Here is a 14,829-nt window from a genome sequence, read left to right as displayed (position 1 = left end):
AAGCGGCCTGCTCACATTCACGCCGCCCGTTTCTCGCCTTCGCTGATCTTCACCTTGCGCATCTTACCACGGTCGGCCGGCTTGAACACGATCGGCGCCGACCTGAGTTGGCGGGCATAGAGGTAGATCATCCCGGCAAGCGCGTGGCGTTGGTGAACCACACCACGGAGCTCGTTGACGGTGGCCATCATCGGCCCCAGGGGGAGCGCGTCGAACATCTCAAGCAGATCCGACGTCTTTCCCTCGACCAGATCGGGACATGCCCGCAGTAGGTCACTGATGGCCCACAGCGACGTTTCGTCAATCAGGGCGTTGTTGCCCCGGCCTTCAGCCAGGATGCACAGCACAAGCCGCGCATGCTCGACGCCATGCCGATCGATGATCCGCCGGATGGTGCCCACGGCACGGGTTTCGCCCGGCAGAGGGTAGAGGTGCGCGCCGACGATCCGCACGTCGAACTCCTGGCAAAGCGCTTTCACGCGGGGATCTGGAACGGCGCCAGTCCTAACGACCATTGATTGACCTCATGGCACCACTATCGAAAGCCCTGGCAGATCGGCGTCGTCAACCGGCGCCAGCAGGTAGACCTTGCGGATGAAGGTGTTGTTGAAGCTCTCGACGTTGGGGTCGCCGCCGAAGGAGGCTGTTGCCATCGCATCCATGGAGATGGGCGAAACCACCAGCGTATCCACGCTGCTGCCGTCGCAAGACACGCTGATAAAATCGTTGGTTCTGGTCACCGCGATCTTATGGATCCCCGGTCCGTGCGAGGTGTCAATCTCCACATACCTAGTATTGAAGCTCCCCTCATTGACGTCGACGCGCAGATTGGCGAAGGCAGTGCTGCGCTCTATGGTGAGCGAATGCCCATCTCCTAGTGCCTCCAGGTAGAGCAGATAGGTGGCGCCGTCCGTCGTCAGCTCCTCCCATTCGATGACGACGGTCCAATCCATGGTGACCAGGTCGGCGAGAAAATCGCCGATCGCGGACACGACGCCATCGACATCCTCGAGCGGGATTTCCAAGCCGCTGTCGCCGACGCGATCCGGCTTGTCGATGTTGTCGGCAATGGCGACGGCTTCCCCAAGATGGGCGTAGGCCCCGGCCAGGAAGTCGAGAGCCCACACAGCACCGACGGCGGGGTCGATGGGATCTGGGTCCGGATCACCACCATCATCCGGCGGCCCAAACCCCTCGAATGTCAGCTCCTCGGGCGAATAGCCGCCAAGGAACATGACCTTGGTCAGCATCCACCGGAGGCTGACCTGCCCCGGCACCGTGTTCGGCTGCCGGTGAACAGTCCAGACATATTCGCCAAGGGCGCTGATCCAGAGTCCCTTGCCTTGGTCGGCGATCAGATACGAAAAGCGCGTGTCGTCGGTAAATGGCGACACTACATCGGTCGCGAAGGTCGAAAGCGCCTTCTCCTGGATGTCCAGGGAAATGATTTCGTAAACAGGCTCGTCGGGATCGCCATCAGACCAGAGCATCAGCACGAACCCAGGCTTGCTGATCAGCCGGTTGTGCAAGCGCGGGAGTTGGAACGAAACATTCGTCCCCATTTTCGCGGTGTCGAAGGTATCGATTACTGTCCCGGTTTCAGGGTCGACGTATATCCATCGATAGATCGGGCCGGTCAGGTCGTATCCCACGACGAGATAGCCTGTCAGCGGGTCGAACCAGAGCACATCCGCCGACAATCCGGTCAGCCCGGTTAGCGAGTGCAGCAGCGTCGATGTCCATGCATCACCGTCGAAGCGCAGCTCATATAGGTCTGCATCTCCCGTGAAGCTCGACGTGGCGGTAAAGAAGGATGTGAAGCCGGTTGTCACCCTGCCGTTGACAATCAGATAGCTGCTCGCGACGCCTTCGGGGTCGACATCAAATGTCCCCTTGGCGGGATCGAAAATGCCGGTGACGCCCATGCCGGCATCGAAGTTATGGCCGATGAACACCCAAAGATGACCGAACTGTTGCACCGTCAGCCAAGTCATATTCGCGGTGTCGATATAGGAGGCGACGAGATGGCCGGTGGCGGCGTTGTATATCGCCGACATGTGGTTTGGCATGGTCAGCGTGGCGAACTGGACGAAGACGAGGCCGGTGCCGTTCATCGCGATCGGCACGCTCAGTTGATAGTCGACGACGTCACGCCCCACGGCATAGGGTTCCGACCCCTCCAACGGCACCCGATAGCGCTCCTCCAGGGTGTCGACATCCAGCACGGCCAAATAGATGTGGCTAAGGCCGGGAATATCGGTCGGTTCCAGGATTTGATAGATCACATCCTCTGACGGATCGTAGGCCGACCCGTGCGGGAAGGCGTCGATCCCGCCGCTTGGCACCTCACCCGTCCACTCGATCGCCCCGCTTGCACCCGTGTCCGTTGCGGCGTTCGAAATGACCGCCTTCACCGATGGCGCGCTGTCCGCTTCATAGCCATCGAGGAAGAGCATCACGAACCCTTGCCATGCCCCGGCCTTGTCGCCCATGACACCGACTGTGATCGGATCGGGAGCAGTTTGCGTGCCGCCGTAGAAACGATAGTTCACCGACGCGCCGATGCCATGTTCGGCATCGAAAACGACCTGATCGTTGATTTCGAGACGGACCAACTTATACCCCTCGCCGAAAGGGTCGTAGGCCAGCAGATAGCCGAGCACCGCAACCTGCGACGTGGCAAAGGTCGGGATCAGTGCATCGTAGCCGGAGAACCCACCACCTATGAACGTCGTGCCTGGAGGATAGCCCGCTTCCGGTCCCCATCCGATATGCTCCGTCGTGTAGCCGGTCGGCGTCTGGACGGTTCGGGAACCGCCAATGCCGGGCAAGCCATCGACCTTGCCGGTGCCGATAACGATGGGGATCGAGCGGCCAAGAACTTTGCCCACCGTAAACGGGCTTGCCGCGGCAACCGGCTCGACAGGCTTGACGGTATCCGCTGGCGGCCCCAAATGGATTGTCGGGGCGCCTGGATTGCCCGGTGTCGCAAACCACACCATCAGGTGGCCGCCTTCCGGAGGCGAAGAAAGTGCGGACTGCCGGCAGGCTGGACCGCGACCGCCTTGTGCATCGCCACGACGTTGTGTCGCGGGATTGTCACCGTCGCAAACGGGTTAAGCTGCATGACCGTGACGGTGGAAGCGTCCTGCTTGAATAGGATCTTGACGATGCAGGCCTCGCCACGCGCCACGCGGTGACCGATGCAGTCCCCTTCGGTGCCATCCGAATAAACGCCAGGCTTCAGCCACAACACGACGATATCGCCGTCCCTGGGCTCCTCTAGTGCTGAGACCAACTTGACGGAGCCGCTTAGAGCAGCCCCGAGACAATCGCCGGTGCTTTTGCTCTTGTAGATCTCCGGGAAGCCTGGCGAGGCCGGCGTCAACCGATCGTGCGCGGCGATGTCAGCCATGGCGATGATCCCTCTTTAGGCTGCCGTGCCGTTCAGGCGCGCGATGCGAACCTGGGCAAGATTGGACGCAAAATCACTGACATTGGCGGCCAGCGCCTCGAGTTCGAGAACCGACTTGCCGCTGATGTCGCTGCCGATGTCGGTCAGCCTGAAATTTTGGGCGGCACCGGAGGGCTGTTGCCGCGCCCTTTCCGCCGATATTTCCCGCTCGACTTCGGCGCTAGCGGTAGCCATCCATTTGTCGAACACCGGTTCCTGACCAGCGAAGCCGGCTTCATCTTTCACCGTGCTGATGGCGATCTCGAAAGCCGCCTGGGCGAGGGCAATCGCTTCCTTGGCGTCGTCCATAGCTTCGATTGTTGCGCCGTGGTTCTGTTCGACCATCCGCTTTTCCAGGTCCGCGCGAAGCTCTTCCGTCAGGCCGGAAAGCGCGGCCGGGCCTTCGAAGGCGGCGGCTTGAAATGCCGGGTCGTTCATCACGAGATTGACGATCTTGCCGTGGTCCATGCTGCGAAGCATCGTTCGGATTTCAGAGCGCAGGACGGCGCCGGCCATGTCGGTCTTGTCTGGCTTCGGCACGGCCAGGCGCGACATTTCGCTCTTGATGCTGTTTGCGGCCTTCTCAGCCTCCCAGGCGCCTCGGCGAAGCTCGGGAACGATCTTTTCAGCGGCAATGGCGCGAACGGAATCATTCAGGCCCTTCTGCGAAAGGGTTCCCGGCTTCGACAGTTCAGCGCGATGCGCCGGCAAGCTCTCGATGAAATGCAGCGCCTTGTGAAAAGCGCCGTGCAGGCGCTTCAGATCCGAGCGTTCCGACCATTCAGGACGCCACCGGGCTTTCAGATTATCGATGCGGTTCATTGGTCGTTCCTCCTAGGCCGCCGCGGCCACTACGGTGTTGATGATGTCATTGCCGCGCGACCGGATGGCGTCTTGCCAGTTCGGTCCAACGTCGGGTGCAAAGATCGGATGACGCAGAGGCCAAGGCACGGAATCCGGGATGCCGACGAACGAGCGAACCGGAACCGGACCGACTGGAACGTTGCGGTTTTCAAGGGCCATGTCGTGGCCGGCCAGGTCGATAAATGCCGCCTGCAGTTCGGCAAGAGCAGCTGTGTAGCGCTCACCGGCTGCGGCATGGCTTTCGAGGAGTTCAGAGGGAGTCATGGTGGGGTTCCTATCGTTGGATTTGCGCAAGCGCGCGATCTAAGGCGTCGTACGGGCTGTTGCCGCCCATCCGCACGGAATATGCTGACGATTTGCCGCCGCCAGTTGTGTATGAGGTTGTGTAAAGCGTCGGCGCCGGCTCTTTCTGCAGGAGCAGGTAGACGACGCCCGCAACAGCGTTTGCGACGTCGTCGTGGCCGCCCGGGGCATGGTCGACACTATCGCGGCCGGAGCGGCTGGTGCGGCGCTCAAGCCCAACAAGCTGATCAATCACGCGATCATCGTCCAATAGTGCGATACGACCAGAGTTGAGGGCAGGCACAAGGGCGAGGTAGAGCTCGCTCTTGGGCGCCTCGCTCAGAAGGTATTCGATGCCGCGGCGCCTGAAGGGTTCGCGGCACCACTCACCGCCGAACCTGTCGCCGGTGATGCGCCGGATGCCGTAGGACAGCAGCACCTTGGCAAACTCTTCCGTGACTGCCTCCGGGCTGTAGGGTGGCCGCTTCTCGATGGTCCGATCAAGAACAGCCTTGGTTCCTTCCTTGTGGCCAATCGCGAGCGTCATGCTGTCAGCAGAGCCGCCACTCGGGTCGACAAAGGCGAAGTAGGCCACGCCAGGCACAGGCTCGCGAACCGTCGTGTTCAGGTCGACAGCAGCTTCTACGGTTTCCCGAACAAGCAAGGTCTCGACATCGGTGCGGAACTCGCCGCCATACTCAGCAACGGCCGACGACGCATCGCGCGCATAGGCCTTGTCGATCTCAGCCTGTGGCAGGCTCGGATTGAAGGTGTTGGATGCGCCCTTGGCCACCAACAGCAGCGGATCGGCCTCCGGCCCGTAGTCGCTGCGATATGCCCGGTAAAGCTCTCCTCGGCGTGCGTAGGGCGAGGAGATGACCATCAGCGGGCCACCGGTGGTGATCAGCGCCGGACGGATGGCTGCCAGGATCTCCCGATCGGGGTTCTTCGATCCCTCAATGGCCCAAAAGGCGATCTCGTCGCAGATGGCAGCAACCGCAGTGATCGATCGGACGGTGCGGAAGTTGGCCGGCCTGATCTGCACATCGATCCTGGTCGACAGGCGGATGGTGTCGGCAGTGGGTTGGCCTTCGATCATGCTCGAGAGCACAGGCGAGTGCTGAAGCACACCAAGGACATGCGAGAAGGCTCGATCGGCCTGTGATGTCGAGGCCGCCAGGACTGGCAGCACGCCACGTTCGCCGGGTGCAAGCTTGTCGGTCCAATCGCAGAGGGCGGCCACGTAAGCGCCCATGGTGCCCGCTGCACGCGTCTTGCCACCGCGGCGCCCGACGATGCACCAAAGCTCGTCGATGCGCTCCAGCGGCTCGCGCTCGCGTCCTGTGATGGCAGCGAAGGTTGCGCGCTCGTCATCGGTCAGGGCCTCGCCCATGGCCGCAATCAACAGCGTGCGCCAGATTGACCAGCTCTCGCCAGGAAGCGCATTGCCGAGCAGTTGCGGGTCCGTCAGGGCCTGCCTCATGGTGACACGCGGCTTCAAGCGGCTGCACCGGACAGATAGGCCTCAAGGCTGGGTTTCTGTGGCTTGGTCCTGGCAGCGATGCCTAGGGCCTTCTCGGCCCGCTGCGCTTGGTTTGCGGTGCGCACGACGTCATCGGCCGTGGCGCCGGTGCCAGCCATGAATGCCGCTCGGGTCATCTCGGCAACGACGGCAAGCTCGGCAGCGGCTTCGATCTTCGCGGCCAGCATTGGCGAAACAGCACTGCCCCCGAGTGCAGCAGTGAAGACCGCGATCAACTCGCCACGACGGCGCCATTCGCGCGTGCGGCGATCGATCATATCAACGGCAAGCGGACGGCTCATCACGTGGCTGTCGGCTACGTTGGCGGCGGCTATCGCGGCGGTATCTGCCAGCACTTCAGAAGGCTCCTTATTCGATGCATATGCGATATGTATCACAAATGACAAGCTAAGTCATTGATTTATAATGTTCACGTACGTTCACCGGCATACATGTTTACGCCTTTAGACGGCGAGGACGTGAATGGCGAAGCACTGAGCCCGGTGACATTTGCTGCTCCGGGGAAAAGGCACGGGCTCCGTGCGCGCGTCCGGCAGAACTATGATAAAATAAGAACCGGCATGCGCGTTCGATTGCTCGTCGTCGTGGCCGTGCTTGCGGCCTTTGCCTACGGACTCGCAGAACTCGTCAAGTGTTCTGGCGACATCCCAGGCACGACGCCCGTAGAGCACGGTTCCAAACCTGTAGAGTAAGAACCTCATGCCGGATCACCACAGGCATAGAACAGCTTTGTTCATCCGCTTGGCGTCGGGCGGGGTAATTGTTCTTGGTCGTAAAGCACTGGCTTAGGAGAATGGCTTCCCCTCCCAAGCGAACCTCTCTCGAGGTCTCCTTTCGGTTTCTCTCTCCCTTTCAGGTCTGGTGTCTCTCTCGGTCTCCGTCTGTGTCTCAGGTCTGCAGTCTTCGGTCTGCTCTCTTGGTCAAGGTCTGCGTCTGTGGTCTCTGTCTCTCTCTTTTTCTCGGGTCTTATCTCGGTCTGTGTCTGTGTCTGTGTCTGTGTCTCTATATATCGATAGGGTCTGCATACCGTTTGGAGACAGTATTCAAACCGTACCGGCCTACCGGCCAGGCAAACGGGGAGAACGGGCCTGGAGGGCTGTATAGGCTGGCGCGAACTCCTGCTCCGCCTGCTCTCGGAGCCTGTCGCTTTCGATGTCAGCAATCAGGGCCATAGTGCCGGCCGCGTGTTTCGGGTTCATCGGTGGGCAGAACCTGAACCATCCCGAGACGAACACCTCCTCGGTGTCATTGTCGAAGGCAATGAGCCCGCATTCGACCAGGGGATCACGCGCTGTCCGGTAGTCTTCCGGTAGCCATCCGAGGTCAGAGCACGCATAGCCCTCGCTGATCCGGTAGCAGCCAGCTGAGGTCTGGTGTCCGCAGGTCATATAGAACACCAACAGCAGCCGGCAGCGGTCCTTAGGGAGCGCCAGGAAGCGCTTCGAGCGCCAGAGGGCTGGCGAGACCTTGCTGAACTCGCGCTTGCTCATGAGGGGCGCCCTCCGAGCCTGGCAAGCTCGACCACGGCGCGCGCCGTCGGCGCCGGCAGATGACACCGGGCGGCGATGGTGGCAATCGCGAAATCCATTGCCGAAAAACTGAACGTCGGGTAAGTTCCTCGGGTTGCCATACTTTTCGAATTCCCGCCGTTCCCGATTGCCGTCGGGGCGGCGGTTTCAGTTTCAGGCGGCCACATCGGCGCCTCCCGATCGTAGCTTTTGCGCCAGGCGGATGGCGTCGACCGCTTGGAGCGTCGTGACGCCAAAACGGGTTCGGATCTCGGGCACAAGCGCCTGGCCGACCTGATTGCGACCGCGGACAATGAACTCGGCCGCGAGGCGAACAGCTTCGTCAGGTTGAAGGTCGATCTGTTCCATTTATGCGGCCTCCCGCACAGGAAGAGATTTCAGGTACTCCGAAAGCTCCTCACTCAGGATGATCGTCCGCCTGCCGGCCTTACGCGCGGTCAGCTTGCCGAGTTTGATGGCTTCGAAAATCTTCGTGCGGCCGATGCCAGAGCGGTCAACGGCTTCCTCGATTGTCAGGCCAAATTTTTGGTTTTCCAAGGTTTTGCTCCATGAACGGCGGAACGTCCGCGTGAATTCATGGGCGTATGGTCACTGAAACGGCTGGAACCGTCCAACGCACGAAATGGGCATTTCGTGCTTTCGCAGAAAACCCGGCTACGGCTTGATGAAATTTGAAAGCCGCGTTTCGGCAGCCACGCGATAGCGATCATAGGCACGTTCCACCGTAGCTTCGGAAAGCCGCTGGTCCCGAGCAACTTCGCCAATAGATTTTTCCTGGCTCCACCCATTGACCTCAATTCCGCAGACTACCTGTACCGCTATTTTCGTATCACGATCCTGCAGCGTGACTTCCCGAAAGGCAGATGTTTGCCCCTTGCCATCAGCGCCGAAGCCGAGCATCCGGCCAACCGACTCCGTTTCCTTGCGGCCTCCTCGTCGCGTTCCATCGCGGATCAGCTGATTGAGTATTCCCGCGCTCTCATAGAAATAGCCGAGCACCCATTCCGGAATGGGCAATTCGCTGTCCATTGCAAAGCGAAGGCCAACCCAAGGAAGGATGGGATTGAAGTTTGCCGCGTAACTTTCGCCCAGGCGTGAAATCGCCAGTCTCCTCCACTTCGCCTGCCAATCCGGCTGGCTAACATCAATACCGTTTTGTTTGGCCTCGATCTTGTCCGTTGCTTCGTCCCAAGGCTTGTTGAGGGCCATCACGCGCCGCCCCTCAACTGCACCACGCGGGCGCCGTCATCCTGCGGCACCAGCGGCACGATCGCCGCCCGTGCCATCTCTTCCAGACCAGACGTAATCCACTTCGAATAATGCCGCTCAATCATGGCCGTGCTGGTGTCGTGAAGGGCGGCCACCAGCCGGATCGGGAGATTAGCGCGGATGCCCTTGACGATGCTGGAATGGCGCAGGGCGTAGGGGATCATGTCGGGCAGTTCAGCGCGTTCCTTTATCGCCTGCCAGGGTCGGACCATTTCCGCTGACTGCCATGGGCCGCGCCCTGCCCGCTGCCATTGAATGCCCTTCACCTGTTCGTAGCGCTGGCGCTCCAGCAAGATAGCGTCGGGCGAGCGTCCAGTGGCAACAGGCACAAGTGCATCGATGACATCTCGCCCCACCGGCACCGTGATGGAACCGGATTTTGCTCGGCGACCCTTCCGACTGACGGGAACCATGATCCTGCCGGCGGCAATCTGGCAGTCACTCACCCGAATCCTCGCCACCTGAGAGAAGCGGGCGCCCGTGGCGGCAAGGACAAGAACAATCCTGAAAAGATCCCCGCCCATGTCGTTTTCCGCGTCCACCTCCCGGGCGGCCCGAAGCACCCGGGCGATATCGGCATCTGAGAGAATTTGATTGTCACGCGCAACGGGCTCGGCCTCGTCGGTATGCTCGGGTGCTCGCAATCCGTGCTTTACGATCGCCGGCACGGAAGGCAGGAGCTTGGCCCTGTTGGCATTGTAGGCTGAATTTAGAGCTGCCTTTAGGTCGTTGATAAGCCGCTGGCGCGTGGTCGCCTTCATGGTGGATGGCAGGCTTGCCCGCCATGCTTGCAAATCGTTCTCAGTCATCATGTAGAGCGTAACGCCAGCCAATGGCGTTGCCGGGATTGCCTGTTCTTTGCCCCGCGCGGGCTGTCCCAGGACGTGCCGGCCAAGCCTTCGCGCGGCATCGGAACGGATCGCCCGCCCTGCTCTCTTGGCGTCCCTGTCGTCTCTGGAGGCGATATAGTCCGCAACGGCCTTTGCGATGGTTAGCGCAGGGCCTTCGGCCTCGGAAGCGGCAAGCTGGCGTTCCCGTTCGACCAACGCGCGAGCGGCTTTCTCTGCCGCCTGGAAATTGAGGTTTCCAGCCTTGATGGTATCGTCCGCAATGCCGACGGGAGCCTGTTTGTATCCGACCCCGTTGCGCCAACGAACCAGCCAGACACCGCCCCTTTTCCCCTTGCGGTAGCCAAGGTGAACCTCACGGTCCAAGCCTCGCCAATGCAACCCGGCAGGCAAATCCTTGCGGGCGCTGGGCGTCGTTATCTTCGCTTCAACTAGGGTCTTGGCCACTGTGCTAGCCTCCAAAGTCGTCTAATATGCGTCAAATATATACCCGCGCACCTAGATGAACAATAGCGAACGACTAGCAGCAAAATCCTTTATTTTCTGGTACTTATATGAATGACCCTGAACGGGTTGGCAGGATAGACAGCGCCCTTTGAAGGCGTGAATCGTGGTTCGAGCCCATGAGCGGGAACCAGCCAAATCAATCGCCTAGTCATCCTCGCCGGTGGCAATGCGCATGACGCGGACGGCGTTGCCGATCACGTCGGCGAGCGCCTCTGGCCTTTAGGTCCGGTCGGCATCGGGCTTCTTCCGCTTCAGGAGAGTTACAAGCACGGTCCGCATTGACGAGTGCTCCGCGCTATCAAGCTCAACAATCCAATCAGCATTGCGCTTGTGCCAAGGGAACTTCGCGTTTCGCAATGCCTGCCGAAATGCCGTCGGATCAACACCAACGGTCCCGGCCATATCAGCAGCGTTCGTCAGCTTGGCCATGATGCCTCCTATCCTGTCCTCTGAGCATAGGCCTTTGCACAAGTCGGGCAAGGAATTAGGCGTTTCCGCAAATTTTAACTGAGGCACGACCTGAGATCATCGAGGAAGCGATGTGCGAAACATCGCTACTGCGCCGGCGCGGCGTTCCGGTTTGAGCAATCAGGATTTGACCATTCCGCACACGGAGAGGGAGCATCGCCAACACTGCCATAACGGTCAACGAGTTTTGCGAATCCGTAGGCGAAGGCGAAAAGGAGTGCCAGGACAACAGCTATTCGGACGGCCATATGGGATTGTAGCAGGCCCAGAGCGAAGCGGGCACTATCGAAAACAACGAGAGGCAGGCGCGACTGCGAACTGTATCATTTTAATACAATCCCCAATTGGTAGACTCGCGCCTTGCACCGGCAGTTAGTAGCTCCTCCGCGGGCCAGAGGAGGGCGAAAACGCCCGCGAAGGAGGAAGCGATGTCTGTGCAAAAAGACGACTATCGAACGAACCGAGCCGACTATGCGATTGCTGCGAAGCGGAGTGCGGATGGCGATCGCGATGAGCTGCTGGCAAGAAAAAAGATATCCCTGTGGCTAAGAGACAGGCGATCCGCCAGATTGGCCGCAAACCCATCGGAAAGCAGGCCAGGGCCGAAAGCCAGACCGCGCGGTTAGTTGGCGATCGCGGCATCTATCTTAGGGCTCGCGCTGCCGGTGACTGGTTATGCCTGGCATTTGACGGCGCCGGATTTACGACCTTAGGTCCACGGACCATGGTCCAGCTTGCGACTGTGCGGCAACAGGCGCACTCTTCGAACGAACCCGACGACAAGGGCCTGTGATCGCAACTCTTTCGCGGCCAGGCCCTTTGTCGTATTAGACCAATGCATTGCCTGATGGCGATGTCGTGGGAGCACCGAATTGTTCATTGACTACTACGAACTTCTGGAAATCAGCCCGAACGCCAACTCGGAAACGATAGAACGGATATTTCGTTATTTTGCCATGCGCTACCATCCCGATAACCGGGATACCGGCGACGAATCCCGCTTCAGTGAAATCATAGATGCCCATAATACGCTCAAAGATCCGGTCAAGCGCGCGCAGTACGACATTCAGTACAAAGATCATTTGAACGTTCGCCGCGAGTTGACCGAGGAAGCCAGCAACACCAAAGGCATCGAACGGGATGTCGTCATTCAGGCCAAACTGCTCTCGCTCCTTTATGTCAAACGCCGACAAGACGTGAACAATCCTGGCATTGGCGATTCGGAACTCGAACGCCTGGCAGGCTGCCCGCGTGAACATCTGGAGTTTCATCTCTGGTATCTAAAAGCAAAAGGCTGGATAGCAAGGATCGAAAACGGGATGTACGCGATCACCGTGGAAGGCATCGATCGCACCAACACCGAACATAGCCGTGATATCACCACCAGACTACTGGACCACACAAGCTGAACTGGCAGCTCGCCGCCGAAGTGCCTCGCGCGTCCCAGCGCTCTCTGAGGCCGCGGGCAACACCACAAAAGCTCGCCGGGTTGGGCAATGCGGATCGGTTTTTTAGCGACAGCGAAACCAAGGTCGCACTTCCGCGTTGAGTCTCGTCCAGCATGGGAGCTCAGGGAGTGGATCCGGCAACCGCGGCAGTGATGCTTTTGCTTTCGTGCAGCCCGGGAGAGGCTTCCGTATGCAAGCCCATCGATATGGCGCCAACAATGTACACATCGCTTGATCAGTGCCGGGCTTCACTGGCGCAAAGGCTGGCGAGCTCTCCCAATGGCGAAATCGTCGGAAGGTGCAAGTCAATTGACCCGAACGTCACCGCTTCGCTACCGGCGGAATACACGACGGTCGTGGTCAAGCGAGGCATCGGGCAAGGCACCGTGACGAGCTATTTCGTGCCACGCGATACGAAATGAAAAGGGGCAGCGCCGGAAACCCTTGGCCAGCCTGGCCATCATCGATGATGACGCAGCTCGCCGGGGCAGCCCCAACGCCCTCCCCAGCGAGCCTGTTGCTCCCGTAGAATGGAGCAACTGCTGCTCTATACGAACTCAAGCGTCAATAAGTTTCGGGCGCCATTAAGTTTCACCTCCAGCCATCCTGCTGCCGCATCTCGATCGACAACCGGCCGGAAGCCACCGATGCCGTTTTCCAGGCGGTTCGCCGGATCGGCGAAAGCGTTTCCCTGTCGATCAACGGAAATGCGCAGGATCTGCGGGTATCGCGTGTCGTGCATGTGACGAATGGCACGCCGGAAGGTGCCGCGATCGTCGTCGAAGTGACGACCAACATCCTGTAGGGTCGCGAGCAGTCGGGTCCGGCCTGTCAGCCGGCGGCCCGCTGCTTGCACATCCCAGCGAGCCAACGCCGCAGAAGGCGTGCTGACGCAGATCTATGACAACGGATTGGATGCGCTTGCCGCTCGCATATCAGGGATTGCGCATTCCCGACCCGACCAGCCCTAGCTACCACCGGTTACTGAGCTGGCCGCTACTGGCATTAGCGTCCCTTCCCCGAGATGCAGCGAGGCAAAGAGACCCGCCGTCGGAACGATTCTGGGGACGGTTGAAGCCCGTCGGCCATGTGACGGCGGGCTCGCTGATGAAACGGATGGGCGACTATATATTTGACAGACCCGGTGAACGGGCGGCTAGCGTTTTCGGGTTAGAAAGCGGGCCTCCCGGATAAGCGAAGGCCAATCGTATCCCAAAAAAGCGATAAGCTCGCGAGCCTGCTCTTCTGTGATATGCGCCTCTTTAACCAGGCGCCGAACGACAGAGTTGTCGGGCACGCTGGGTGTTCTGTCCTGTTCGTCAGTCATCGAAACAATCCTTAGGCCGCTAACGCGACCATTTGGATTGAGTTCCCCCGCGGAATGACTCGCCAACCGATTGTCGGAAGCGTACTGTCCTATCGTCGCTCGGTCTTCAACGGCAACGAGCGTTTGAAAGAGTCGATCACGCTTTCGCCCTTGAGGGAGGTACGCGCGATGACCTTACGTGGCACGGCTGACGAAATACAGTTGGCGGCACTCACCAGGATTTTGGACGATTATTGCGAGCAAGCCGGGATTGAAGGCGCGCACCCGGCGCGCGAGCATTTGGCGCGGCGCCTGATCGCTCTTTTCAGCAGCGGCATCGACAGTCCAGACGATATCAGGATGGCGCTGGACGGCACCGCAAAGGACTGGAAACCAAACGGCACCCAGCCATAGGCTTCATTGGAGCCATCTATTTTCTGCGAGTCAGGAATGGGGTTTGGCTCGAAGTCGGTCCATGTGCGGACAGGTATCAATAAATCTGCACGCCAAGCCGCTCGTTCCTTCTCCACCGCACCACGGCACGATAGCTGGCGTCATCCGCAGGCACGTGAAGGACGAAACGGTCGGGAATTGTTACGCCTGGCTCCACCCGTAACTCCGCGCCGTGAGCGTGCTGATTTCTGATGGAGCAACTGATGTTGGCATCTTCCGTGATGATGGTCGCATCCTTCAGAACAATCCCCCGTGCATGAGAGCGTCGCTCTGTTGGCGGATCAGTGGGGCTCATTGTTCATTCCTCCTGGAAATCCTGCAGCGCGGTATGCCGCGGCACAAGCGCAGTGCAAAGTACCATGGCTATGAGCATCACATAGAAACCGGGGGACCGGGAAAGAAAGTCGGCAGCGACGAAAAGGAAGCGGGCGAAGCAGGCCACGGAAAAGAAGTTCCAGCACGGCAACCGAGATCAATCCGTATGAAAGCCATGAACCGCCCGCCTCCCGAAATAGATCGGGAAGCGGGCTCGGCTGCTACAAAAGATTTACTCGACGATCTGCACGACCTTGCGTGTATCCGGATCCACGAGAACTGCATGATCTCCGACAACCGTATACTTGTACCTGACGTCGGGCACGTCGATTGCGTGAAGTTCGACCGTGTCCGGAAGAGCGGTGCCGATGTTGAGTTCGACACCAAGCAGGCTGACTGATGCGAGCTTCTGTTTGTGGATGTATTCGCGAACCACCGTCTGCTGTTCCGGCTTGAGAACGACGACGTCTTCCGCAAAGGAAGCACAAATTCCAGCGACGAGCGCGAAGCCTGCGGCTGCGCTGACAAGATATTTTTTCATGG

At 59.7% G+C, this 14,829-nt stretch carries 20 protein-coding genes; 3 read left to right on the top strand and 17 right to left on the bottom strand.

What is annotated here, in order from left to right; genetic code table 11:
• Window positions 1-17: 17 nt before the first annotated feature.
• The 13 genes from B5V02_RS07505 to B5V02_RS07440 form a co-directional block, all read right to left on the bottom strand.
• Window positions 18-452, bottom strand: coding sequence for a hypothetical protein (locus B5V02_RS07505; RefSeq protein WP_146606024.1), 435 nt, complete (start codon window positions 450-452; stop codon window positions 18-20).
• A 72-nt stretch (window positions 453-524) separates the two neighbouring features.
• The gene (locus B5V02_RS07500) at window positions 525-2,831 is read right to left on the bottom strand and encodes a hypothetical protein (protein ID WP_146606023.1); all 2,307 of its coding nucleotides are present in this window, start codon (window positions 2,829-2,831) and stop codon (window positions 525-527) included.
• Window positions 2,832-3,001: 170 nt separating this feature from the next.
• Window positions 3,002-3,415, bottom strand: coding sequence for a hypothetical protein (locus tag B5V02_RS07495; RefSeq protein ID WP_111543489.1), 414 nt, complete (start codon window positions 3,413-3,415; stop codon window positions 3,002-3,004).
• Window positions 3,416-3,430: 15 nt separating this feature from the next.
• The gene (locus B5V02_RS07490; protein ID WP_111543488.1) at window positions 3,431-4,276 is read right to left on the bottom strand and encodes a hypothetical protein; all 846 of its coding nucleotides are present in this window, start codon (window positions 4,274-4,276) and stop codon (window positions 3,431-3,433) included.
• A 12-nt stretch (window positions 4,277-4,288) separates the two neighbouring features.
• Entirely contained in the window at window positions 4,289-4,582 is a 294-nt protein-coding gene (locus B5V02_RS07485; protein ID WP_111543487.1) for a hypothetical protein, read from the bottom strand.
• Window positions 4,583-4,592: 10 nt separating this feature from the next.
• Window positions 4,593-6,083, bottom strand: a complete 1,491-nt coding sequence (locus B5V02_RS07480; protein ID WP_208647049.1) for a hypothetical protein — start codon at window positions 6,081-6,083, stop codon at window positions 4,593-4,595.
• Between the two features lie 14 nt (window positions 6,084-6,097).
• Window positions 6,098-6,478 (bottom strand): hypothetical protein, encoded by a 381-nt coding sequence (locus tag B5V02_RS07475; RefSeq protein WP_111543486.1) that lies wholly within the window; start codon window positions 6,476-6,478, stop codon window positions 6,098-6,100.
• A 723-nt stretch (window positions 6,479-7,201) separates the two neighbouring features.
• A complete protein-coding gene (locus tag B5V02_RS07465) occupies window positions 7,202-7,633 on the bottom strand; it encodes a hypothetical protein (RefSeq protein WP_111543484.1) in 432 nt (143 codons plus the stop codon).
• A 192-nt stretch (window positions 7,634-7,825) separates the two neighbouring features.
• A complete protein-coding gene (locus B5V02_RS07460) occupies window positions 7,826-8,020 on the bottom strand; it encodes a hypothetical protein (protein WP_111543483.1) in 195 nt (64 codons plus the stop codon).
• A complete protein-coding gene (locus tag B5V02_RS07455) occupies window positions 8,021-8,209 on the bottom strand; it encodes a helix-turn-helix domain-containing protein (RefSeq protein ID WP_245445758.1) in 189 nt (62 codons plus the stop codon).
• A 117-nt stretch (window positions 8,210-8,326) separates the two neighbouring features.
• Complete coding sequence (locus B5V02_RS07450) at window positions 8,327-8,881, bottom strand: hypothetical protein (protein ID WP_111543482.1); 555 nt, start codon at window positions 8,879-8,881, stop codon at window positions 8,327-8,329.
• Window positions 8,881-10,236: a tyrosine-type recombinase/integrase gene (locus B5V02_RS07445; RefSeq protein ID WP_111543813.1), complete on the bottom strand. Its 1,356-nt coding sequence runs from the start codon at window positions 10,234-10,236 to the stop codon at window positions 8,881-8,883. Before B5V02_RS07445 ends, B5V02_RS07450 begins: the two co-directional genes overlap by 1 nt.
• 279 nt (window positions 10,237-10,515) lie before the next feature.
• On the bottom strand, window positions 10,516-10,725 hold the full coding sequence (locus B5V02_RS07440; RefSeq protein WP_146606022.1) for a hypothetical protein: 210 nt from the start codon (window positions 10,723-10,725) through the stop codon (window positions 10,516-10,518).
• 911 nt (window positions 10,726-11,636) lie between these two features.
• On the opposite strand from B5V02_RS07440, the gene B5V02_RS07430 reads away from it, so the two are divergent.
• Together B5V02_RS07430 and B5V02_RS07425 are read left to right on the top strand one after the other, a co-directional pair.
• Complete coding sequence (locus tag B5V02_RS07430) at window positions 11,637-12,173, top strand: J domain-containing protein (RefSeq protein WP_111543480.1); 537 nt, start codon at window positions 11,637-11,639, stop codon at window positions 12,171-12,173.
• 257 nt (window positions 12,174-12,430) lie between these two features.
• The gene (locus B5V02_RS07425; protein WP_245445756.1) at window positions 12,431-12,634 is read left to right on the top strand and encodes a hypothetical protein; all 204 of its coding nucleotides are present in this window, start codon (window positions 12,431-12,433) and stop codon (window positions 12,632-12,634) included.
• A gap of 125 nt (window positions 12,635-12,759) precedes the next feature.
• Here the strand turns inward: B5V02_RS07425 and B5V02_RS41070 are convergent, their stop codons facing one another.
• Both B5V02_RS41070 and B5V02_RS40465 read right to left on the bottom strand, forming a co-directional pair.
• On the bottom strand, window positions 12,760-13,068 hold the full coding sequence (locus B5V02_RS41070; protein WP_208647048.1) for a hypothetical protein: 309 nt from the start codon (window positions 13,066-13,068) through the stop codon (window positions 12,760-12,762).
• Between the two features lie 300 nt (window positions 13,069-13,368).
• Window positions 13,369-13,539: a hypothetical protein gene (locus B5V02_RS40465; RefSeq protein WP_167458392.1), complete on the bottom strand. Its 171-nt coding sequence runs from the start codon at window positions 13,537-13,539 to the stop codon at window positions 13,369-13,371.
• 54 nt (window positions 13,540-13,593) lie between these two features.
• Between B5V02_RS40465 and B5V02_RS07415 the strand changes: the two genes are divergently transcribed.
• Window positions 13,594-13,932, top strand: coding sequence for a hypothetical protein (locus tag B5V02_RS07415; protein ID WP_245445754.1), 339 nt, complete (start codon window positions 13,594-13,596; stop codon window positions 13,930-13,932).
• A 76-nt stretch (window positions 13,933-14,008) separates the two neighbouring features.
• Here the strand turns inward: B5V02_RS07415 and B5V02_RS07410 are convergent, their stop codons facing one another.
• Window positions 14,009-14,266 (bottom strand): PilZ domain-containing protein, encoded by a 258-nt coding sequence (locus B5V02_RS07410; RefSeq protein ID WP_111543479.1) that lies wholly within the window; start codon window positions 14,264-14,266, stop codon window positions 14,009-14,011.
• A gap of 252 nt (window positions 14,267-14,518) precedes the next feature.
• Window positions 14,519-14,827 (bottom strand): DUF1236 domain-containing protein, encoded by a 309-nt coding sequence (locus tag B5V02_RS07405; protein WP_111543478.1) that lies wholly within the window; start codon window positions 14,825-14,827, stop codon window positions 14,519-14,521.
• Between the last annotated feature and the right edge of the window lie 2 nt (window positions 14,828-14,829).

Source organism: Mesorhizobium kowhaii, assembly GCF_003253745.1.
Lineage (GTDB): Bacteria > Pseudomonadota > Alphaproteobacteria > Rhizobiales > Rhizobiaceae > Mesorhizobium > Mesorhizobium kowhaii.
The sequence above is the reverse complement of the archived record's forward strand: the minus strand, read 5'-3'. Positions and strand labels throughout refer to the sequence as shown.